The sequence below is a fragment of the Nocardia sp. MDA0666 genome (genome assembly GCF_003023875.1).
Classification (GTDB): domain Bacteria; phylum Actinomycetota; class Actinomycetes; order Mycobacteriales; family Mycobacteriaceae; genus Nocardia; species Nocardia aobensis.
Genome location: NZ_PYHT01000011.1, coordinates 183,861 through 201,247, shown reverse-complemented (window position 1 = coordinate 201,247; position 17,387 = coordinate 183,861). Strand labels below are relative to the sequence as shown.

General features: G+C 69.9%; 18 protein-coding genes. 9 read left to right on the top strand and 9 right to left on the bottom strand.

Features of this window, described 5'->3' with window-relative positions; translation table 11 throughout:
- From C8258_RS17895 to C8258_RS17885, 3 genes are all read right to left on the bottom strand, one after another.
- A partial coding sequence (locus C8258_RS17895; protein ID WP_106956136.1) for an SCO1664 family protein occupies positions 1-652 on the bottom strand: 652 nt, incomplete at its 3' end.
- Positions 653-658: 6 nt separating this feature from the next.
- Complete coding sequence (locus C8258_RS17890; RefSeq protein WP_036505610.1) at positions 659-1,243, bottom strand: DUF3090 domain-containing protein; 585 nt, start codon at positions 1,241-1,243, stop codon at positions 659-661.
- Between the two features lie 24 nt (positions 1,244-1,267).
- The gene (locus tag C8258_RS17885; protein ID WP_036505609.1) at positions 1,268-2,017 is read right to left on the bottom strand and encodes a histidine phosphatase family protein; all 750 of its coding nucleotides are present in this window, start codon (positions 2,015-2,017) and stop codon (positions 1,268-1,270) included.
- Positions 2,018-2,286: 269 nt separating this feature from the next.
- Between C8258_RS17885 and C8258_RS17880 the strand changes: the two genes are divergently transcribed.
- The 4 genes from C8258_RS17880 to C8258_RS17865 all read left to right on the top strand — a co-directional run bounded on the left by C8258_RS17880 (position 2,287) and on the right by C8258_RS17865 (position 6,473).
- Positions 2,287-3,249: an aldo/keto reductase gene (locus C8258_RS17880; protein WP_036505608.1), complete on the top strand. Its 963-nt coding sequence runs from the start codon at positions 2,287-2,289 to the stop codon at positions 3,247-3,249.
- Positions 3,250-3,436: 187 nt separating this feature from the next.
- Positions 3,437-4,450 carry a hemin ABC transporter substrate-binding protein gene (locus C8258_RS17875; protein ID WP_106956135.1) on the top strand — a complete coding sequence of 338 codons (1,014 nt, stop codon included), beginning with the start codon at positions 3,437-3,439 and terminating at the stop codon, positions 4,448-4,450.
- A gap of 59 nt (positions 4,451-4,509) precedes the next feature.
- Positions 4,510-5,619 (top strand): FecCD family ABC transporter permease, encoded by a 1,110-nt coding sequence (locus tag C8258_RS17870; protein WP_369974765.1) that lies wholly within the window; start codon positions 4,510-4,512, stop codon positions 5,617-5,619.
- A gap of 20 nt (positions 5,620-5,639) precedes the next feature.
- Complete coding sequence (locus tag C8258_RS17865; protein ID WP_106956133.1) at positions 5,640-6,473, top strand: heme ABC transporter ATP-binding protein; 834 nt, start codon at positions 5,640-5,642, stop codon at positions 6,471-6,473.
- A gap of 7 nt (positions 6,474-6,480) precedes the next feature.
- Here C8258_RS17865 and C8258_RS17860 read toward each other — a convergent pair whose 3' ends face one another.
- Positions 6,481-7,473, bottom strand: a complete 993-nt coding sequence (locus tag C8258_RS17860) for an RNA polymerase subunit sigma-70 (protein ID WP_106956132.1) — start codon at positions 7,471-7,473, stop codon at positions 6,481-6,483.
- A gap of 23 nt (positions 7,474-7,496) precedes the next feature.
- A complete protein-coding gene (locus tag C8258_RS17855; protein WP_106956166.1) occupies positions 7,497-8,489 on the bottom strand; it encodes a zinc-binding dehydrogenase in 993 nt (330 codons plus the stop codon).
- 447 nt (positions 8,490-8,936) lie between these two features.
- Between C8258_RS17855 and C8258_RS17850 the strand changes: the two genes are divergently transcribed.
- Positions 8,937-9,737, top strand: coding sequence for a pentapeptide repeat-containing protein (locus tag C8258_RS17850; protein WP_158271275.1), 801 nt, complete (start codon positions 8,937-8,939; stop codon positions 9,735-9,737).
- Between the two features lie 15 nt (positions 9,738-9,752).
- Here the strand turns inward: C8258_RS17850 and C8258_RS17845 are convergent, their stop codons facing one another.
- On the bottom strand, positions 9,753-10,994 hold the full coding sequence (locus tag C8258_RS17845) for an epoxide hydrolase family protein (protein ID WP_106956130.1): 1,242 nt from the start codon (positions 10,992-10,994) through the stop codon (positions 9,753-9,755).
- Positions 10,995-11,079: 85 nt separating this feature from the next.
- Between C8258_RS17845 and C8258_RS17840 the strand changes: the two genes are divergently transcribed.
- On the top strand, positions 11,080-11,523 hold the full coding sequence (locus C8258_RS17840) for a MarR family transcriptional regulator (RefSeq protein ID WP_106956129.1): 444 nt from the start codon (positions 11,080-11,082) through the stop codon (positions 11,521-11,523).
- Positions 11,524-11,630: 107 nt separating this feature from the next.
- On the opposite strand, the gene C8258_RS17835 is transcribed toward C8258_RS17840, so the two are convergent.
- From C8258_RS17835 to C8258_RS17825, 3 genes are read right to left on the bottom strand one after another with little or no spacing between them, the layout of a single operon-like run.
- Positions 11,631-13,781: an MMPL family transporter gene (locus C8258_RS17835; protein ID WP_233225160.1), complete on the bottom strand. Its 2,151-nt coding sequence runs from the start codon at positions 13,779-13,781 to the stop codon at positions 11,631-11,633.
- The gene (locus C8258_RS17830; protein ID WP_063063336.1) at positions 13,733-14,266 is read right to left on the bottom strand and encodes a hypothetical protein; all 534 of its coding nucleotides are present in this window, start codon (positions 14,264-14,266) and stop codon (positions 13,733-13,735) included. The genes C8258_RS17835 and C8258_RS17830 overlap by 49 nt, the downstream gene beginning before the upstream one ends.
- A 56-nt stretch (positions 14,267-14,322) precedes the next feature.
- Complete coding sequence (locus C8258_RS17825; protein ID WP_232329172.1) at positions 14,323-14,568, bottom strand: hypothetical protein; 246 nt, start codon at positions 14,566-14,568, stop codon at positions 14,323-14,325.
- Positions 14,569-14,827: 259 nt separating this feature from the next.
- Here C8258_RS17825 and C8258_RS17820 point away from each other — a divergent pair, with 259 nt between their 5' ends.
- From C8258_RS17820 to C8258_RS17810, 3 genes are read left to right on the top strand one after another with little or no spacing between them, the layout of a single operon-like run.
- Positions 14,828-15,850: a YncE family protein gene (locus tag C8258_RS17820; protein ID WP_106956128.1), complete on the top strand. Its 1,023-nt coding sequence runs from the start codon at positions 14,828-14,830 to the stop codon at positions 15,848-15,850.
- Positions 15,850-16,140: a DUF5703 family protein gene (locus tag C8258_RS17815; RefSeq protein WP_233225159.1), complete on the top strand. Its 291-nt coding sequence runs from the start codon at positions 15,850-15,852 to the stop codon at positions 16,138-16,140. The genes C8258_RS17820 and C8258_RS17815 overlap by 1 nt, the downstream gene beginning before the upstream one ends.
- Before the next feature lie 3 nt (positions 16,141-16,143).
- Complete coding sequence (locus C8258_RS17810) at positions 16,144-17,238, top strand: quinone-dependent dihydroorotate dehydrogenase (RefSeq protein WP_106956127.1); 1,095 nt, start codon at positions 16,144-16,146, stop codon at positions 17,236-17,238.
- Positions 17,239-17,387: the final 149 nt, after the last annotated feature.

Below are 17,387 nucleotides of genomic sequence, written 5' to 3'. Positions count from 1 at the left end.
CCGGTTCCCCCGCCCAGCCCCACAGCACCGTACGCAATTTCGGTTCGCTGTGCAGGCAGATGCCGTGGTCGACACCGTAGACGCCGCCGTCCACGCCTTCGAGGGCATGCCCGCCCTTGCGGTCGGCGTTGTTGAGCAACACGTCCAGCACCGCCATCCGGCGCAGCCGCGGATCGTCGGCATGGACCAGCGACACCCGCGCACCCGTGCCGTCCACCGCCCGCAGCACCTCGCGGAATCCGGCGGGCACCGCGCCGGCGGGCACCAGATCCACCAGATCCAGGCGCTGCGGCGCCGACTCACCCGGGTCGACGGTCTCGATCCAGCGCTGCACCATGCCGGGGCCCAGCGGTCCCTCCCGCAGGATCGTCTCCGGAATCACCGACCAGCCCAGCGCGGCCGACACCAGATACGAGGCCACCTCACGTCCGGCCAGCGTGCCGTCGGGAAAGTCCCACAGCGGCCGCTCGCCGCGAACCGGCTTGTAGACCACCCGCAGCGGTTCACCGCCTCCGTCGACCGGCGGAGCGTCGATCTCGCAGACCAGGGTCAGATTGCTGGCAGTGGTCACCCGCCCGATGATCGATAGTTCACCGCTGTAGAGGCCGTCGCGGGCCGCGCCCTCGTCTGCGGCCGCCGCGCGCGTGGTCACCGGTCCTCAGTCCTCCAGATCGGTCGCGCCGAAGATGTCGCCGCGCTTGTAGCCGTTGGTGCGCACACACATGTGGCCCTTGGGCGAGAGCGGTTCCCCGCACAGCGGGCACGGCGGGCGCCCGGCCGCGATCACCTTCGCCGACCGCAACGCGAACTCGCGCGCCTGCTCCGGGGTCAGGAACACCCGCACCGCGTCGGGTCCCTCCTCGGTGTCGTCGAGCACCACCGATTCGTCGACCTCGGTCTCGGTGATCGCCAGCAGTTCCACCACCACCGCCCCGGCGTCGGCGTCCCAGCCCAAACCCATTGTCCCGACCCGGAATTCGGTGTCGATCGGCATCTGGAGCGGAGCCGTGTCGTTGACGTCCTCGGCCTGTGGCGGCACCGTCGCGCCGAACCGGCGGGCCACCTCGTCCAGGAGCAGGCCCATCCGGTCGGCGAGCACCTTCACCTGCTGCTTCTCCAGCAGCACGCTCACCACGCGGGGTTCCTGCACGGCCTGTAGATAGAAGGCGCGATCCCCTGGCTCACCGACGGTTCCGGCGACGAAACGGTCGGGGGTGCGAAACACATGGATTGCTCGGGCCATCTGCACCTCCTGAAACCGACTGCATCACTGATTGCGCTCGTTCCCCGAATCGGGGGGATCCGCAATATTCCCATTATCCGCCCGCGCCGCGGCGCCCACCTCACCGCCGGGGACGGGCCCCGCGCGCTGCTCGGACGGCTGCGCGACCGCGGCCAGCGCCGACAGGTCCGAACCGGTGTCGTTGACCCGCCACACGTAGGGGGCGGCCGGGGTGTAGCGCACAACGCTGATCGAGGCCGGTTCCACCACGATGCGCTGGAAACCGTCGAGATGGATGCCGAACGCGTCGGCCAGCAGCGACTTGATCACGTCGCCGTGCGTGCACGCCACCCACAGCACGTCGCGGCCGTGGCGTTCGGCCAGCTCGGCGTCGATCGCGCGCACCGCGGCCACCGCCCGGTACTGCACCTGGGCCAGGCCCTCACCGCCGGGGAACACCGCACCCGAGGCATGCTGCTGCACGACCTTCCACAGCGGTTCCTTGACCAGCTCCGACAGCAGCCGGCCGGTCCACTCGCCGTAGTCGACCTCGAGCAGGCGCTCGTCGGGTTCGGGTTCGAGGCCGAGTTTGTCGGCCAGCGGCGAGACCGTGCGCGTGCAGCGCAGCAGCGGGGAGTGCGCGATGTGCTCGATCGGTAACGGTGCCAGGCGTTCTGCCACCGCCAGCGCCTGCTCGGTGCCGCGCTCGGTGAGCTCGACGCCCGGGCTGCGGCCGGCCAGCGTGCGCGCGGTGTTGGAGGTCGACACCCCGTGCCGCAGCAGGATCACCGTCATGGGACCAGACTAGGCGATCACCACCGCCGACCTCGCGCCGTCACCGGCCCGCGACCTCGGACGCAGCACTCGGCGATGCGGAACCCATTGTGGTGCAACCTGTTTCGCTGTCGGAGGAATCGGCGTCCGGCATCCGGGCCGGCCTCCCCGCAGCGGCGGGCGCTGTGGTGCACCTCGCATCTTCCGGCGGTTCGCGAGTGGTATCCGTTTCCGGGACCGGTTGTGGCCCTAGGCTCGGACACTGTGACAAGAGCTGGGGCGGTGTGGTGATGGAACAGCGGGCGGTGGGTCGTAGTGGCCTGCGGGTATCGCGCATGGGGCTGGCCACCCACACCTGGGGCCGGGAAACCGATGCCGAGGACGCGGCGGCGCAGCTGGTGGCCTTCGTGGAGGCCGGCGGAACGCTGGTCGACACCTCGCCGGTGTATCAGGGCGGAGCCGCCCAACGCATGCTCGGCGAGCTCGTGGGTGAGCTGGTGCCGCGCGACGACCTGGTGATCAGCGGATGCGCGGGCCTGGTGCCGGTGCCCGGTGTCACCGACCCCGACGGCGGGCCCGTGGCGGGCATCCACTGGAGTGTGGACGCCTCGCGCCGCACCCTGATGCGTCAACTCGACCGCACCCTCGCCGAACTGGGCACCGACTACCTCGACATCTGGAGTGTCGCGGCCTGGGATCGGCACACCCCGCTCGACGAGATCGCGGCCACCCTCGACCACGCCGTGCGCTCGGGCAAGGTGCGCTACGCGGGTGCGCGCGGCCTCAGCGCGTGGCAGCTGGCCACCCTGGCCTCGGCCGCCCCGATCGTCGCCGCGCAGTCGCCCTATTCGCTGCTGGCACGTGGCGCGGAAAGCGAATTGCTGCCGGCGGCCGGACACCACGGGGTCGGATTGATCGCGGCCTCGCCGCTGGCCGGTGGCATTCTCACCGGCAAATACCGCGACGGCGTGCCCGCCGACTCGCGCGGCGCCGACGAGGCGACCGCCGCCGAGATCCGCGAACGTCTCGACGAACACGCCACCCGGGTCGTGGACGCGGTGGTCACCGCCGCCGACGGACTGGGCACCTCACCCCTCGCGGTGGCGGCGGCCTGGCTGCGCGACCGGCCCGGCGTCGCGTCGATGATCGTGGGCGCACGCGATATCGGCCAGCTCACCGGCGTACTCGCCGCCGAAACGCTGGAACTTCCGCGCGCGATCGCGGCCGCCCTCGACGACGTCAGCGGCATCTGACCGGCCGAGCCGGGCGAACGTGCGGGGACAGGGCGATGACAACCCGTCCGCGCGACCACTTAGGCTTGCCTACATGAGGTGTCTCGACGTCCGTTCGGCCCGCGCCGCCTCCGCCGCACCGGCGGGGCCGAAGGCTGGGACGACCGCGCAGAACCGTTCGGCATCGACCGAGCCGGGGGCGTGGCCGATGGCCGGCACCCGGTGGCTGCTCACGGTGCTCGGGGTCGTGCTCGTCGTCGGAGTCACCACCGCGTGCGGCGGCATCGGCACACCGGGCGGGCAGCAGGGGGCGGCCACCGCCACCCTCGCGAATCTGGATCCGACGCCGATCGGCCCCGCACCGACACCGGCGCTACCGGTCACGGTCCACTCGTTCGACGGCGCCGAGGTCACCGTCACCTCCGCGGAGCGGATCGTGGCCGTCGACCGCTACGGCACCCTCGCCCAGACCGTGTGGGCGCTGGGTTTGGGGTCGAAACTGGTGGGCCGGTCGACGTCGGCGTCGTTTCCCGCGGTGGGTGATGTGCCCAACGTCGCGGGCGGCAACGGCAGTATCAATATCGAAGCCGTTGCCGCGCAACGGCCCACGGTTTTCCTCACCGACACCACCAGCGCCACCCCCACCATGCGTGATCAGCTGCGTGCGCTGGGCATCACGGTCGTCTACTTCGATCCGCAGCGCACCATCGACGGCGTCGGCCCGCAGATCCGGTCGGTCGCCGACGCGCTGGGTGTCCACGACCAAGGGGTGAAACTGGCCGACCGCACCCACGCCGAAATCACCGCCGCTACGTCCGCGGTGCCGAAACACCAGCCGCCGTTGAAGATCGGATTCGTGTATCTGCGCAGCACCGCGATCACCATGCTCGCCGGGCCCGGCTCGGGCGCCGATTCGCTGGTGACAGCGCTGGGCGGCGTCGACGCCGGAACCGCGGCGGGACTCACCGAACCGTTCACGACCATCACCAGTGAGGCGATGATCAGCGCCGCACCGGATGTGCTGCTGGTGATGTCGGACGGACTGAAATCGGTCGGCGGCGTCGACGGCCTGGAGAAGGTGCCCGGTGTCGCGCAGACGCCGGCCGGTCGCAATCGTCGCATCGTCGACATGTCCGATGCGGTGCTGCTCAGCTTCGGACCCGAGACCGGGCACGTGCTCGAAGCGCTGTCCAAGGCCGTCTACGGCGCCCAGCCCGCATGAACCCCGGCGATTCACCCGGCGAGGAATCCGCCGATTCCGATCTTCGTCCTGCGTCGCTGATTCCGGCGCATCCGGACCCGGGCCCCGATCGCCGCGCGGCCGGGGAAGCCGTTGTCGGCCCGCGCACACCGCGTCGCCGGTCCCGCATCACCGTCGTCTTCGCGGTATCGATCGCCTTGCTGGTGATCCTGGCGCTGATCTCGGCCGCTGTCGGACAGGTTCCCACGACCCCGCTGGAGGTGGCCGGCAGCGTGCTGCACCGGATCGGGCCGGACTGGGGGCCGATGCCGCACCACCCCGCCGGTGAGGTCACGCTGTGGGAGGTCCGGTTCCCGCGCGTGGTGCTGGCGATGCTGGTCGGTGCGGCGTTGGCGACCGCCGGTGCGCTGCTGCAGGGTGTGTTCGCCAATCCCCTCGCCGAACCCGGCGTGATCGGTGTGTCCGCGGGCGCGGCCGTCGGTGCGGGCGTGGTGATCGTGGTCGGTGGCGCGTTCGCGGCGGCCTGGTCGGTCGCCGGTGGCGCCTTCGTCGCCGGACTCGGGACCACCCTCGCCGTATATCTGCTGTCGCGCTCGGGCGGGCGCACCGAAACGGTGACGCTGGTGCTGACCGGTGTCGCGGTCAACGCCTTCGCCGGCGGTCTGATGTCGTTTCTGCTGTTCACCGCCTCCCCCGCCGCCCGCGATCAGATCGTGTTCTGGCAGATGGGCAGCCTGAACGGCGCCACCTGGCAGGCCGTGGCCGTGGTGGCGCCGCTGGCGGCGGTGGGCGTGGCGGCGGCGGTCGTGATGGCTCCGCGCCTGGATCTGCTCGCCCTCGGGGAATCGGCGGCGCGGCACCTCGGTGTCGACGTGGAACGATTGCGGCGCAACGTGATCGTCGTCGTCGCGATCCTGGCCACCGCCGGGGTGGCCTTCACCGGCATCATCCTGTTCGTCGGATTGATCGTTCCGCACGTGGTGCGCATGCTCGTCGGTCCCGCGCACCGGGTGCTGATCCCGCTGTCGGCGATTCTCGGTGCGGTGGTGCTGCTGGCCGCCGACATCGGCGCCCGGACCCTGGTCCACAACGCCGATCTCCCGCTGGGCATGCTGACCTCGCTGGTCGGCGGGCCGTTCTTCTTCTGGCTGCTGCGGCGCACCCGCGCCCGATCGGGAGGCTGGGCGTGAGCGGCACGGGCACGGCACGGATGCGCGCGCTGATCCGCACACTCCGTCCCGCACACGGCATCCCACAGCCGACACCCCGCGGCGCGGTCACCCTGCGGGCGCGCGGTATCGATATCGCGCGCGGCGGGCGACCGGTGCTCGAATCTGTCGACATCGACGTCGTCGCCGGACAGATCCTGGCCCTGGTGGGTCCCAACGGGGCGGGCAAGTCGACGCTGCTGGCCGCGCTGTCGGGCGAACTCGAACCGGCAAGCGGCACAGTCGAACTCGACGGCCGGCCGGTCGCCGACTGGACCCCCGCCGATATGGCGCGCCGCCGCGCGGTGCTGCCGCAGAACCACACCGTCGGATTCCCGTTCACGGTCCGCGAGGTCGTCGCCATGGGCCGCTCCCCCTGGGCTCGCACCCCGCGCCAGGACGTCGACGATCAGGCGATCGCCGCCGCGCTGTCGGCCACCGATATCGAACATCTCGCCGCGCGCCCGTTCCCCGCGCTGTCCGGCGGCGAGCGCGCCCGCGCGGCGCTGGCCCGGGTGCTGGCCCAGGACACCGAGACGTTGCTGCTCGACGAGCCCACGGCCGCATTGGATCTCGGCCATCAGGAACAGGTGCTGCGCCTGGCCGCGGCCCGGGCCGCCGAGGGGGCGGCCGTGGTGGTCGTGCTGCACGATCTCGGTCTGGCCGCCGCCTACGCCGACCGCGTCGCCGTGCTCGACGGCGGCCGCCTCGCCGCGGTCGGCCACCCCCGCGACATTCTCACCACCGACCTGCTGACCACCGTCTACCGCCATCCCGTCGAGGTCATCGACCACCCCGTCACCGGCGCCCAGCTGATCCTGCCCGTACGCCGCTGACCTCGGCTCAGCCTGCGATCGAATCCGGGTGGCCGAACAGTGCGACCAAGGCCGGATCGTGGAACTTCACCACGCGCGACACCCCGGCGGCGGTCGCCGCCAGCACCACGATCCCGTCCGCGCGCAGCGCTCCGTCCGCGCAGCGGTGGTAGACGACGGCGGCGGGCTGACCGTTGGCGGTGGTGGCGGCCATCCGCCACTCGCCGGGCACACCCAGCACGTAGGTGTCGAGCATGCGGATGCAGTGTTCACACCCGGCCTGCCAGTCGCGGAACGGGGTCGCCTCCAGGGTGGCGTCGGTGCGCAGCACCTGTTCCAGCAGGGCGGCATCGGATCGCTCGAAGGCCGCGATGTATCCGTCGAGCAGCGCTCGCGCGCGCCGGTCGGTCGGTTCCAGGAGTGCCTCGGGGGCGGGTTCCAATTCGTCGAGGCGGGCACGGGCGCGCTGCAGGCCGCTCTTCACCGCCGCGGTCGTGGTGCCGAGAATCTCCGCGGTCTCGGTCGCGGAGAAGGCCAGCACCTCGCGCAGCAGGAGGATGGCGCGCTGGCGGGCGGGCAGGTGCTGCAGGCTCGCGACCAGCGCCAGGCGCAGCGATTCGCGCGCGACCACCACCGCCGCCGGATCGCCGGTGTCCGCCGCGACCCAGCAGTCCGGAAATGGTTCCAGCCACGAAACCTCCCCTGCCACAATGTCTCTCGGTGGCCGACCGATATCACCGTCCGGGCCGTCGAGACCCGAGGGCAGGACCCGCGTGCGGCGCGATGTGCGCGCGGTGAGGCAGACGTTGGTGGCGATCGTGTACAGCCACGACCGCATCGACGCCCGGCCCTCGAATCCGGCGTAGGAACGCCAGGCCCGAAGGTACGTTTCCTGCACCAGATCCTCGGCATCCTGTGCCGAACCGGCCATGCGGTAGCAGTGCGCCAGCAGCTCCCGGCGGTAGCGCTCGGTGTCGGCGGCGAATCGGTCCCGGTCCGCCGCCCGTGGCTGCGCCGTCATATCGCCGAGTGTAGGAGTCGTGGTCACGGCCGCAGGGCCAGTTTGCCGACGGTCGTGCGGTTCTCCAGTTCGGCCAGCACCTTCGGACCATCGGTCAAGTCGTGGACCGTGGGCTGTGCGGGTGCGATCACACCGCCGGCGACGAGGGCGGACAACTCCGCCATGACGGCGCCGAAGATTTCCGGCGCTGCCTGGATCAGCACGCCGATATTGAGGCCGATGAGCTGGATCTGGTGTTCGTAGATCAGCTGCCAGTTGCTGATCGCGGCGACGCCTCCGGCCGCGCCGAATACGACCACCCGGCCGGTGACCCGTTTGGCCGCGGCCAGGCAGTCCGTGAAGCCGGGGCCGCCTGCGGATTCGAGCACCAGATCGACGCCGGTGCCGCCGGTCAGCTCCCGCACCTCGGCGGTCAGGCTCGCACTGCGCGAGTCCACGACATGGTCGGCGCCGAGCCCGCGCACGATGTCGTGCTTGCCCGGTGCGGCGGCCGCGATGACCGTCGCCCCGTAGTGCTTGGCCAGGGTCACCGCGGTCTGTCCGGTCGCCCCCGCCGCGGCCTGAATCAGCACGGTTTCACCGGCTACGAGGCGGCCCAGCGGTTTCAGCGCGGCGAGCGCGGTCGGGTGGTTGACGGTCAGGCCGAGGGTTTGTTCGGGTGTCCAGCCCTTCGGCACCGAAATGGCCGCGACCGCCGGCAGGACCAGGTATTCGGCGAAGGCTCCGTCTCCCACCCCCGCCACGTGCGCTCCCGGCCGGGGTTCGGTCACACCCTCGCCCACCGCCACGACCTCGCCGGCGGCTTCGAACCCCGCCAGGTACGGCGGCCGCGGCCCGCCGCCGAACGCGCCGTGGCTGCGCGAGATGTCGGCGAAGTTGACTCCGGCCGCCGTCACGCGAATCAGAATCTCGTCCGGACCGGGGTGTGGCACCGGCGCGTCGGTGATCAAACGAATGTCCTGCGGACCCAGCAGCGACGTCTGCTGCAGGGCCCGCATGGTCGCGGGAACGGTCACGGCACTCAACTCTCTTTCTCGGCTCGTCGCGGCCCACCGGTTCGGCGCCGCCGACCATGTAGACCTCGGGCGCTGTGAAAAGGAATCGGTGGTCCGGCGCGAGATCGCGCGGTATGCCGCGACATCACCGCTCGCCACGGCGTCCCCGCCGACTACCACCCCACCCGGCCGCCGGTGTGGTGCTCGATGGTCGACCTGCCCTCCAGTTGTGTTGCCCCGGTGAGCGAATGACCGTACCGGCCTGACCGTTCGCCTGAAATCGGTTGGTGCCGAGCAGTTTCGGCTTACAGTGGTTGCGGAGGCGGGGGTTCGCAAGCCGACTTTCCAGGCCGCCTCCGAGAGGGGAGATGTGCGATGACGGCGCCGAAGACGCCTGGAAAGCCCTCCGGATCGAGGTCATGGTCGCGGCGGATGCTGCACTGGTCCGGGTGGCCGAAGGTGGCGGCCATGGCAACCACCGTCGGTACGCTCTGCGCCACACTCACCGCCGCCGTCGCCTTGTGGTTCACCGCTCAATCGCTGCGTGCGACGAACAACCAATACGCACTGTCCGAGCAGGTCGCGGTGACCGACCGTTTCCGGCTGGCCGCGGAGCAATTGGCTTCCGACAAGATCAACGTCCGGATCTCGGGCATCTATCTGCTGGAGCGGCTCGCGAAGGATTCGACAGCAGACCATCCGACGGTGTTCTCCGTGCTCGAGGCGTTCGTGCGCACCCAGATGGGCGCAGCGGCATGTGACGACTCCGAGGCGCGTCCGGACCCCGCCGTGGAACCGCCCGCCGACATCCAGACCGCGCTCACGGTCCTCGGCCGCCGCGACGCGGCTCGGGACGGCGACCACCGGGTCGATCTGAGCCGCACGTGTCTGAACGGCGCGACTCTGGACAGCGCCCGGCTCGCGGGCGCGGATCTGACCGGCGTGCGCCTGATCGGCGCGAAGCTCAGCAAGGTGGACCTCACCGGCGCGAAGCTCAGCGGTACACGTCTGGCCTTCGCGGATCTCACCGCCGCGAATCTCGGCAACGACGACCTCACCGGCACCGACCTGCACCGGGCGAATCTCACCGGCGCGCACCTCACGGGCGCGGATCTGACCGGCGTGCACCTGACCAGCACGAAGCTGAACGAAGCCGACCTCGCCGGTGCGAAACTGACCGGCGCACTGCTCACCGGCGCCGACCTGACGCGCGTGAAATACGACGACGGCACCGCATGGCCTGCCGGGTTCGCTCCCCCGCCTCGGTGACCGGCCTGATGCTGGTCAGCGCCGCCCGCGGAAGGTGCGGCGCAGATCGTCGATCCACAGATCCGGGATCTCCCACGGGATGAAGTGGCCGCCGCGGTCGTGGACGGTGAGGTTGACGTGGTTGTACCACCGGGCGCGGTCGCCGGTGCGGAAGTTCTCGACGCGGCCGTCGGTGTCGACGCCGGGCGGGTTCTCGTAGCCGACGAAGGTGATGCCGGTGGGCGCCTCGACGACCGGGACGCGGTCGTGCGACGGCGTCCAGGGGTAGCGATTGTTGTTGGCGTAGAGCCGGATCGAGGTGCCGATGGTGTTGGTGACCCAGTAGATCGTCGCGTGGGTGAGCAGATCGTCTCTGCTGAACACCGTTTCGACATCACCGCCGTTGTCGCTCCACTTGCTCCAGCGTTCGAGGATCCAGGCCAGCATGCCCGCCGGAGAATCCGACAGCGCGTGAGCGAGAGTGCTGGGGGCGAGCAGGTGTGCCGCCAGGTGGACGGCGAAACGCCTGTCCAGCTCCACGAAACGCGCGTGCACCGCGGCGGGCAGGTCGTCGGGAATCGGCCGTCCGCCACTGAAGTCCCAGGCGCGATCGCCGTTGAACAGGGTCAGTTTCAGCCCGGACCCGATGTGGATGGCATACAACTCGTCGGCGTATTTGTGACCGAGCTGCGCGGTGACCAGCGCGCCCACGTCGCAGCCGGCGGCAGCGTATTTCTCATGGCCCAGCACCTCGGTCATCAGCGTGTGCCAGAGGTCGGCGACCTTCCAGAAGTTCAGATCCGGGCGGTCGGCCAGCGGGCTGGAGAATCCGAAGCCGGGAAACGACGGCACGATCACGTCGAACGCCTCGCCCGGGTCGCCGCCGTGCGCACCCGGATCGGCCAGCGGGCCGGCGACCTTGGACCAGTGCCAGAACGTCCAGGGCCAGCCGTGCGTCAGGATCAGCGGCGTCGGATTCGGTCCGATGCCGGGCTTGCGCATGAAGTGAATCGGCACCCCGTCGATGTCGACCTGGTAGTGCTGGAAGGTGTTGATCTCGGCTTCGGCTGCGCGCCAGTCGTATCCGCTGCGCCAGTAGTCGACGAGCTCTTGCAGATAACTCCCGGGCACGCCGTAGTACCCGTCCTCGTTGCCGGCATCGTCGGGCAGACGGGTCAGTTCCAGGCGCTGCCGCAGGTCGGCGAGCGCACTGTCGGGGACGTGAATCGTCGTGGGAGTCAAGGGGAACGGTCGGGCATCGTGGGTGGTGTCGCTCATGTGGCCTCCTGCGCGGTCTCGTCGCCACAATTACATAAGCAACTTATTTAAGCAACTTGTATAAGTTCCGGATATAGTTGATCGTGTGGACGACATCGACGATTTCGACGTGGACGGATTCGCCGCGGTGATCGAGGACTTCAACCGCGTCTACATCCGCATCCCGGTCCGGGAGAAACTGTCGTTCACCACGCTGTCGGTGCTCGACACCCTGGCCCAGCGCGGCCCGATGCGGCTGACGGAACTGACCGAGACCGAGCAGATGACCCAGCCGGGCATCACGCAACTCGTCGCGCGCCTGGAACGTGACGGTCTGGTGCTGCGCCGCCGCGACCCCGGCGACGGGCGAGCCGTACTCGTCCACCTCACCGAGGCAGGCCGGCAGATCCGGCAGAGCCGCCACGACGACCGAGTCCGCTACCTGGTACCGCTGATCGGCGACCTCAACCCGGCCCAGCGCCGGGCGCTGGCGGCCGCGCTGCCCGCCCTCACCCGGCTGGCACAGCTGGAGCGGGAGCGGGAGCGCTGACACATCGCATTCCTCTCACGCCGGGTTGCGCAGGGCTCACAGCAACAGTGCCCAGCTCGTCGCGGCGATCTCACGACGCTGCGCGGCAGGAACGCCTCCTCGGACACTCACCGCCACACCAGTTTCAGCACCGCGGGGGTCAGCAGCATGCGGATCACCGTGGCATCGAGGATCAGCGCCGCGATCATGCCGTAGGCGATGTACTTCATCAGCACCAGATCCGAGAATCCGAACGCGCCGGTGACCACGATGAGAATCGCCGCCGCCGAGGTGATCACCCCGCCGGTGTGAGCGATGCCGTAGCGGATCGCCTCCGCCGGCGGCGCCCCGTCCGAGCGGGCCTCGGCCATGCGCGACTGCAGGAACACCTCGTAATCGGTGGACAATCCGAACAGTACCGTCACGATCAGCACCAGCACCGCGAACATCAGCGGCCCGGGCGTGAAGCCGAGCAGGCCCGCGCCGTGGCCCTCGACGAAAATCCACGTCAGAATGCCCAGTGCCGCGCCGAGACTCAGCGCGCTCATGATCACGGCCTTCAACGCCAACACGATCGAGCGGAAGGCGATGTACATCAGAACCAGCGCCGCGGTCGCCAGAATCGTTGCCAGCAAAGGTAATCCGTCGATGAGGCCGTGGATGGCGTCGCGTTCCAGGGCCGGCACCCCGGCCACCATCACCTGCACACCGGGCGGATGCGGAATCGCACGCAGCGCGGCGATGGCGGCGTCGGCGTCGGATTTGTGCACCAGACCGGTGGACAGCACGTTGATGCCGTTGGTCGTCGGCGCCGCCGCCTCGAACGGACCGGTCAGACCGGGTGCGAAATTGGCCTGGAACCGGATATCGGACAGCTGCTGCGGATCGGCCCCGGCCACCACCAATTTCACCGGCTCGGTGCGGAATTCGGGAAACAGCGTGTCGAACTTCTCCTGCGCCACGCGGGCCGGGTTGTCGGCCGCGAGGTACCGCTCCGACAGGCCGCCGAATTCGATATTGCGGAACGGGATCAGCAGGAACAGCAGCCCGGCCACCACCGGCACGATCACCCGCGCGGGGTGGCGCATCGCGAACAGGGCCAGCTTGGAGAAGAATCCGTTGTCGATCTCCTGGGCGCTGCGGATGCCGGCGAACCGGTGCCAGCCCCACAGATCGATGCGCCGCCCGACGATGCTCAGCGCCGCGGGCAGCGCCGTCACCGACAGCAGCGCAGCCAGCAGCACCGAACTGATCCCGCCGTAGGGCACCGAACGCAACACCCCGTTGGGGTAGATGAACAGCGCCGCCAGGCTCACCGCGATGATCGCCGCGGAGAACAGCACCGTGCGCCCGGCCGTGGCAACAGTGCGCGCGGTCGCCTCCTCCACACTGCGTCCCGCCGCCAATTCCTCCCGGAAACGGGTCACCGCGAACAGGCCGTAGTCGATCGCCAGCCCCAGGCTGACCAGGGTGACCACGGCACTGGCGAAGACGTTGACGTCGATGTGGTCGGTCAGCAGGCGCATCATGCCCTGACTGCCCAGAATCGTCATCCCGCCGATCAGCACCGGCAGCAGCGCGCCCACCACGCCGCCGAACACGAAATACAGCAGCACTGCCACCACCGGCAGCGCGATCAGCTCGGCCCGGTGGATATCGTCCTGCATCCCGATGTTGATGCCCTCGACCACCGGCTGCAGACCCGCCAGCTGCACCGTCGTGCCGCCCGGCCCGCGCCCGGAACCACCTGCGCCCAAATCCTTCTGGATGGCGAGGTAGTTGTCGACCGTGGCGGTGTCCGAGCCGTGCAGGCCGATGCTGGCGAACGCGTGGGTGCGGGAGGCGTCGGCGAACTGCCCCATCATGGAACCGTCGAAATAGCTGTCGATCTTCTTGATCCGGTCCGGATACCGGTCGTGCAGATCCGTCAGCGCCGAGCCGATCGCCGCGCGGATCGGCGGATCGTCGACGGTGTGGCCGGGCGGTGCGGTGTAGAGCACGATCACGTCGGCGTCGGTGTCGCGCCCGAAGGTCTGGTCGGCGAGTTTGGAGGCGACCACCGATTCGCTGTGTTCGTCGAACCATCCGCCCTGGGTCAGCCGCGAGCCCAGATCACGGCCGTAGAACCCCGAGACGGCCACGATCAGGACGAAGACCGCGAACACGAGATACCGATGGCGGTGGACGAATCGGCCCCACCGCAGGAGAAACCCCTCGAGCATGCCCGGGGTCAGCCGCAGGCCGCGGTGCGATAGTCCGCCGAACGCAGGATTCCGCACAGGTCGGTGCGCGAGATCTTCCACTTCCCGTCGATATCGACGAAATGCACGATGGTGGTGCGCACGTTCTCGCCGCTGCCGTCCTTGTCCAGCCGCATCGTGGCGGTCAGGGTGCCGTCGTGATTGTCGAAGACGGGATCGACCACGCCGTATACGGCGCGCGGATTGTCGTGCAGCGCCTTGTACATATCGGGAATGGCGTCCTTGAACGCGGCGCCGTCCTCGATCAGGTCGGTGCGCTCACTGTCGGGCAGCGACGGATCCAGGGCGCGCTTGATCTGCGAGTCCAGCTGCGCGGCGGACGGCAGCGGCGGCCGGTTGGCGCTGCTGACGGCAGCCGCCTCCGAGGAGGAGGTGAGCGCGGCATAGGCCGACGAGCGCGCCGCCGCCACCGAAGCCTCGTCGGGACCGCTGTCGCAGGCGGCGATCACCAGCGCGAGCATCGTGATTCCCCAGGCGCCGTGGACCGTGCGTCGCAATGCCATTACGTCCTCGAATGTGTCGAAAGTAACCGGTGGTTCCTACAGTCTGGCACGTGGGATCAGCGGCCCTCGATGACCGCGCTCAACCGGTTCAGCAAGGCGCGCACCGTCGTGGTCGCGCCGCGCTGTTCGGATACCGGCACGGCGGTCGGCACCAGATCACGCACCAGAGCGCGCACGCTGCGGGCGTCGTCGAGGTCGATATCGGTGACGGCGGCCTCCACCACGGCCACCACATCCTCGGGGCCGGGCACGTCGGTGGTGGCGTCGGCGCGGTAGATCTCGAGGGTGAGGGTGGAACGCACCGTACGGAAGGCGAACGGCTGCCCCTCGGCCGTTCGACCGAACCCGTGCGCGAACGGACCAACGGTTAAATCTTCAAGCGTGAATTCAGACGTGCGGTCTGTTTCCAACCGAGACTCCCCTGGTTCGACGTCCGATGCGAGGTTTCCACGGTAACGGGTGAGGCGCGTGCCATGCCGGAACCACCCCGGTGACCGGGCCGCGTGTCCGATCATGGTCAGATGAAGCAGTACGCATGAGTCACACGAAGGAGTTCGGAGCATGCGGGGTAACCGGTCGGCACTGAGTGCCGTCCTCGCGGCCGCCGGTGCCGTCGTGCTCGTCGCGGGCTGTTCCTCCCACAGCGACGACGCGACATCTCCCGCGGCCGGTGCTCCCGGCACCGCCGCCGCCGCGCCGGCGACGACGGCCGCGCCCGCCGGAGCCGTCACCGCTTTCGGGCCGGTGGGTTCGCTGCTCGCCGAACCCACTACCGGCCGGGTCGTGGCGCTCGATCCCAACGGACTCGGATTGCGTCTGGTCGACCCGGCGAATCCCGCTGCCGCGCGGTCGGTCACCCTGCCCGCGCACGCCACCGGTCTCGCGCTCGGCGCCCCCGGTGAGGTGCTGGTAGCGGCCGGGCGCGAGGTGTTGCGTGTCGATATCGCCACCACCGCGGTCCGTCCGGTGCCCGTCGACGGCGACGTGCGCGCGGTCGCCCGTCGCGGGGACGGCAGCCTGGTCGCCGGGCTGGACGGCGGCCGAGTGCAGATCCTCGATGCCGGCGGGCACCCGAAGCGCACCGTCAGCGGCCTGGGCACCGTCGATGCCGTGGCCACCACGGCCGATGCGGTGGCCACGCTGGATCTGGACCAGACCACCCTCACCGAACTGGACCTCGATCGCGACCGCCCAGGTCTGGCCCTGCGCGCCGGCCTCGGCGCCACCCACCTCATCAGCGATCACTACGGCCGCCTGCTCGCGACCGACACCTCCGGCGGCGCGCTGCTGGTCTACACCACCGATCCGCTGCTGCTGCGCCAGCGCTTCCCGGTCGGGTCTTCCCCCTACGCGCTGGCCTACGATGAACGGTCCGACACCGTATGGCTCACTCTGAGCGGAAGCAACCAGGTGGTCGGTTTCGATCTGTCGACCGGTATACCGGAAGAAGTGGGTCGCTTCGCGACGGTGCGCCAGCCCAATTCGCTGACGATCGACAGCCGCACCGGCGACATGTTCGTCGGGTCGGCAACCGGAGACGGTCTGCAACGCATCGGTGCGGACCAGAGGAAGAGAGGTCAGTGATGGCTCGAGCGCCTCGATACGATTCGGCGTCCGGCGCCGCACACCATGACCGGCGCAGACGGTCGATTCCCGCGGGATGGGAGGAGACCAGCGAAGAAGGAGAATACGAGTACGTGCCGCTACGACTACCCCCGGACGTGAATCGGGTCACCGCGTCCATGCGCCTGGCCATCCAGGCCGAATTCGGCGGCTGGGAGCTCTCGCGAGTGCGGGCCTACACCGACGGCAGCCGGCGAGTGTTGTTGCGGCGGCGCAAAACCAGCTTCCCCGTGACCGAAACGGGGATGTGAGGGATGTATTCCTTATTCCTGCGGTTGCTGTTCCTGGTGCCGCCCGAGCGTATCCACCACCTCGTGTTCACCGTCATCCGGCTCACGACCGCTTTCCCGCCGACACGATGGCTGGCCCGCCGACTCACCGCGGCCGCTGATCCGATCCTCTCCACCACCGTCTTCGGCGTCGACTTCCCGGCGCCGCTGGGCCTGGCCGCCGGGTTCGACAAGGACGCCGCCGGTGTGAACGCTTGGGGCGCACTGGGTTTCGGTTTCGCCGAGATCGGCACCGTCACCGCGCAGGCGCAGCCGGGTAATCCGGCGCCGCGACTGTTCCGGCTGCCGGCCGACCACGCGCTGATCAACCGGATGGGCTTCAACAACCACGGGGCGGCCGCGGCCGCGGGACGGCTGGCGGCACGCCGCAGCGGTGGCGTGCCGATCGGCGCCAACATCGGCAAGACCAAGGTCGTGGAGCCCGAACACGCCGCCGAGGACTATGCCCTCAGCGCCCGGCTGCTGGGCCCGCTCGCGGACTTCGTCGTGGTCAACGTCAGCTCCCCCAACACCCCCGGCCTGCGCGATCTGCAGGCAGTGGAATCGCTGCGCCCGCTGTTGCGCGCGGTGCTCGACAGTGTCGCGGCCGGCGCCGAACCCAAACCGGTGCTGGTCAAGATCGCCCCCGACCTGTCCGACGAGGACATCGACGCGGTCGCCGACCTGGCCGTCGAACTCGGGCTCGCCGGAATCGTCGCCACCAACACCACCATTCGCCGGGACGGACTGGCCACCCCGGCCGCGAAGGTCACCGCGATGGGCGCGGGCGGACTGTCCGGACCGCCGGTCGCCGACCGCTCGCTGGAAGTGCTGCGCCGCCTCTACGCCCGCGTCGGGGACCGGCTGGTGCTGATCTCGGTCGGCGGGATCGAGAACGCCGACCAGGCCTACGAACGCATCCTCGCGGGGGCCTCGCTGTTGCAGGGCTACACCGGGTTCATCTACGGCGGGCCGTTCTGGACGCGGGCCGTGCACCGCGGCATCGCCGCCCGCCTGCGCGCGGACGGATACCGCAGTCTCGCCGAGGCCGTCGGCGCGGCGCACACCGCCCGCACCTGAGCGGAGCCGATCCCGCCCGTTCGTCCGATCCCACCGCTCGCCGATCCCGCTGCCGCGGCCCGTTTCCGGTGCGCGGAGCCGGTTGCTACCGGCCGGAAGCGCCCCCCGAATGTCCGATTTCACGTTTAGGATGGGTGATCCGCATCACG

Coding starts and splice junctions, on each gene's coding strand:
- C8258_RS17890 (WP_036505610.1), bottom strand. CDS start 1,243: ATGGCCCGAGCAATCCATGTGTTTCGCACCCCCGACCGTTTCGTCGCC.
- C8258_RS17885 (WP_036505609.1), bottom strand. CDS start 2,017: ATGACGGTGATCCTGCTGCGGCACGGGGTGTCGACCTCCAACACCGCG.
- C8258_RS17880 (WP_036505608.1), top strand. CDS start 2,287: ATGGAACAGCGGGCGGTGGGTCGTAGTGGCCTGCGGGTATCGCGCATG.
- C8258_RS17875 (WP_106956135.1), top strand. CDS start 3,437: ATGGCCGGCACCCGGTGGCTGCTCACGGTGCTCGGGGTCGTGCTCGTC.
- C8258_RS17865 (WP_106956133.1), top strand. CDS start 5,640: ATGCGCGCGCTGATCCGCACACTCCGTCCCGCACACGGCATCCCACAG.
- C8258_RS17860 (WP_106956132.1), bottom strand. CDS start 7,473: ATGACGGCGCAGCCACGGGCGGCGGACCGGGACCGATTCGCCGCCGAC.
- C8258_RS17850 (WP_158271275.1), top strand. CDS start 8,937: ATGGCAACCACCGTCGGTACGCTCTGCGCCACACTCACCGCCGCCGTC.
- C8258_RS17845 (WP_106956130.1), bottom strand. CDS start 10,994: ATGAGCGACACCACCCACGATGCCCGACCGTTCCCCTTGACTCCCACG.
- C8258_RS17830 (WP_063063336.1), bottom strand. CDS start 14,266: ATGGCATTGCGACGCACGGTCCACGGCGCCTGGGGAATCACGATGCTC.
- C8258_RS17820 (WP_106956128.1), top strand. CDS start 14,828: ATGCGGGGTAACCGGTCGGCACTGAGTGCCGTCCTCGCGGCCGCCGGT.
- C8258_RS17815 (WP_233225159.1), top strand. CDS start 15,850: ATGGCTCGAGCGCCTCGATACGATTCGGCGTCCGGCGCCGCACACCAT.
- C8258_RS17810 (WP_106956127.1), top strand. CDS start 16,144: ATGTATTCCTTATTCCTGCGGTTGCTGTTCCTGGTGCCGCCCGAGCGT.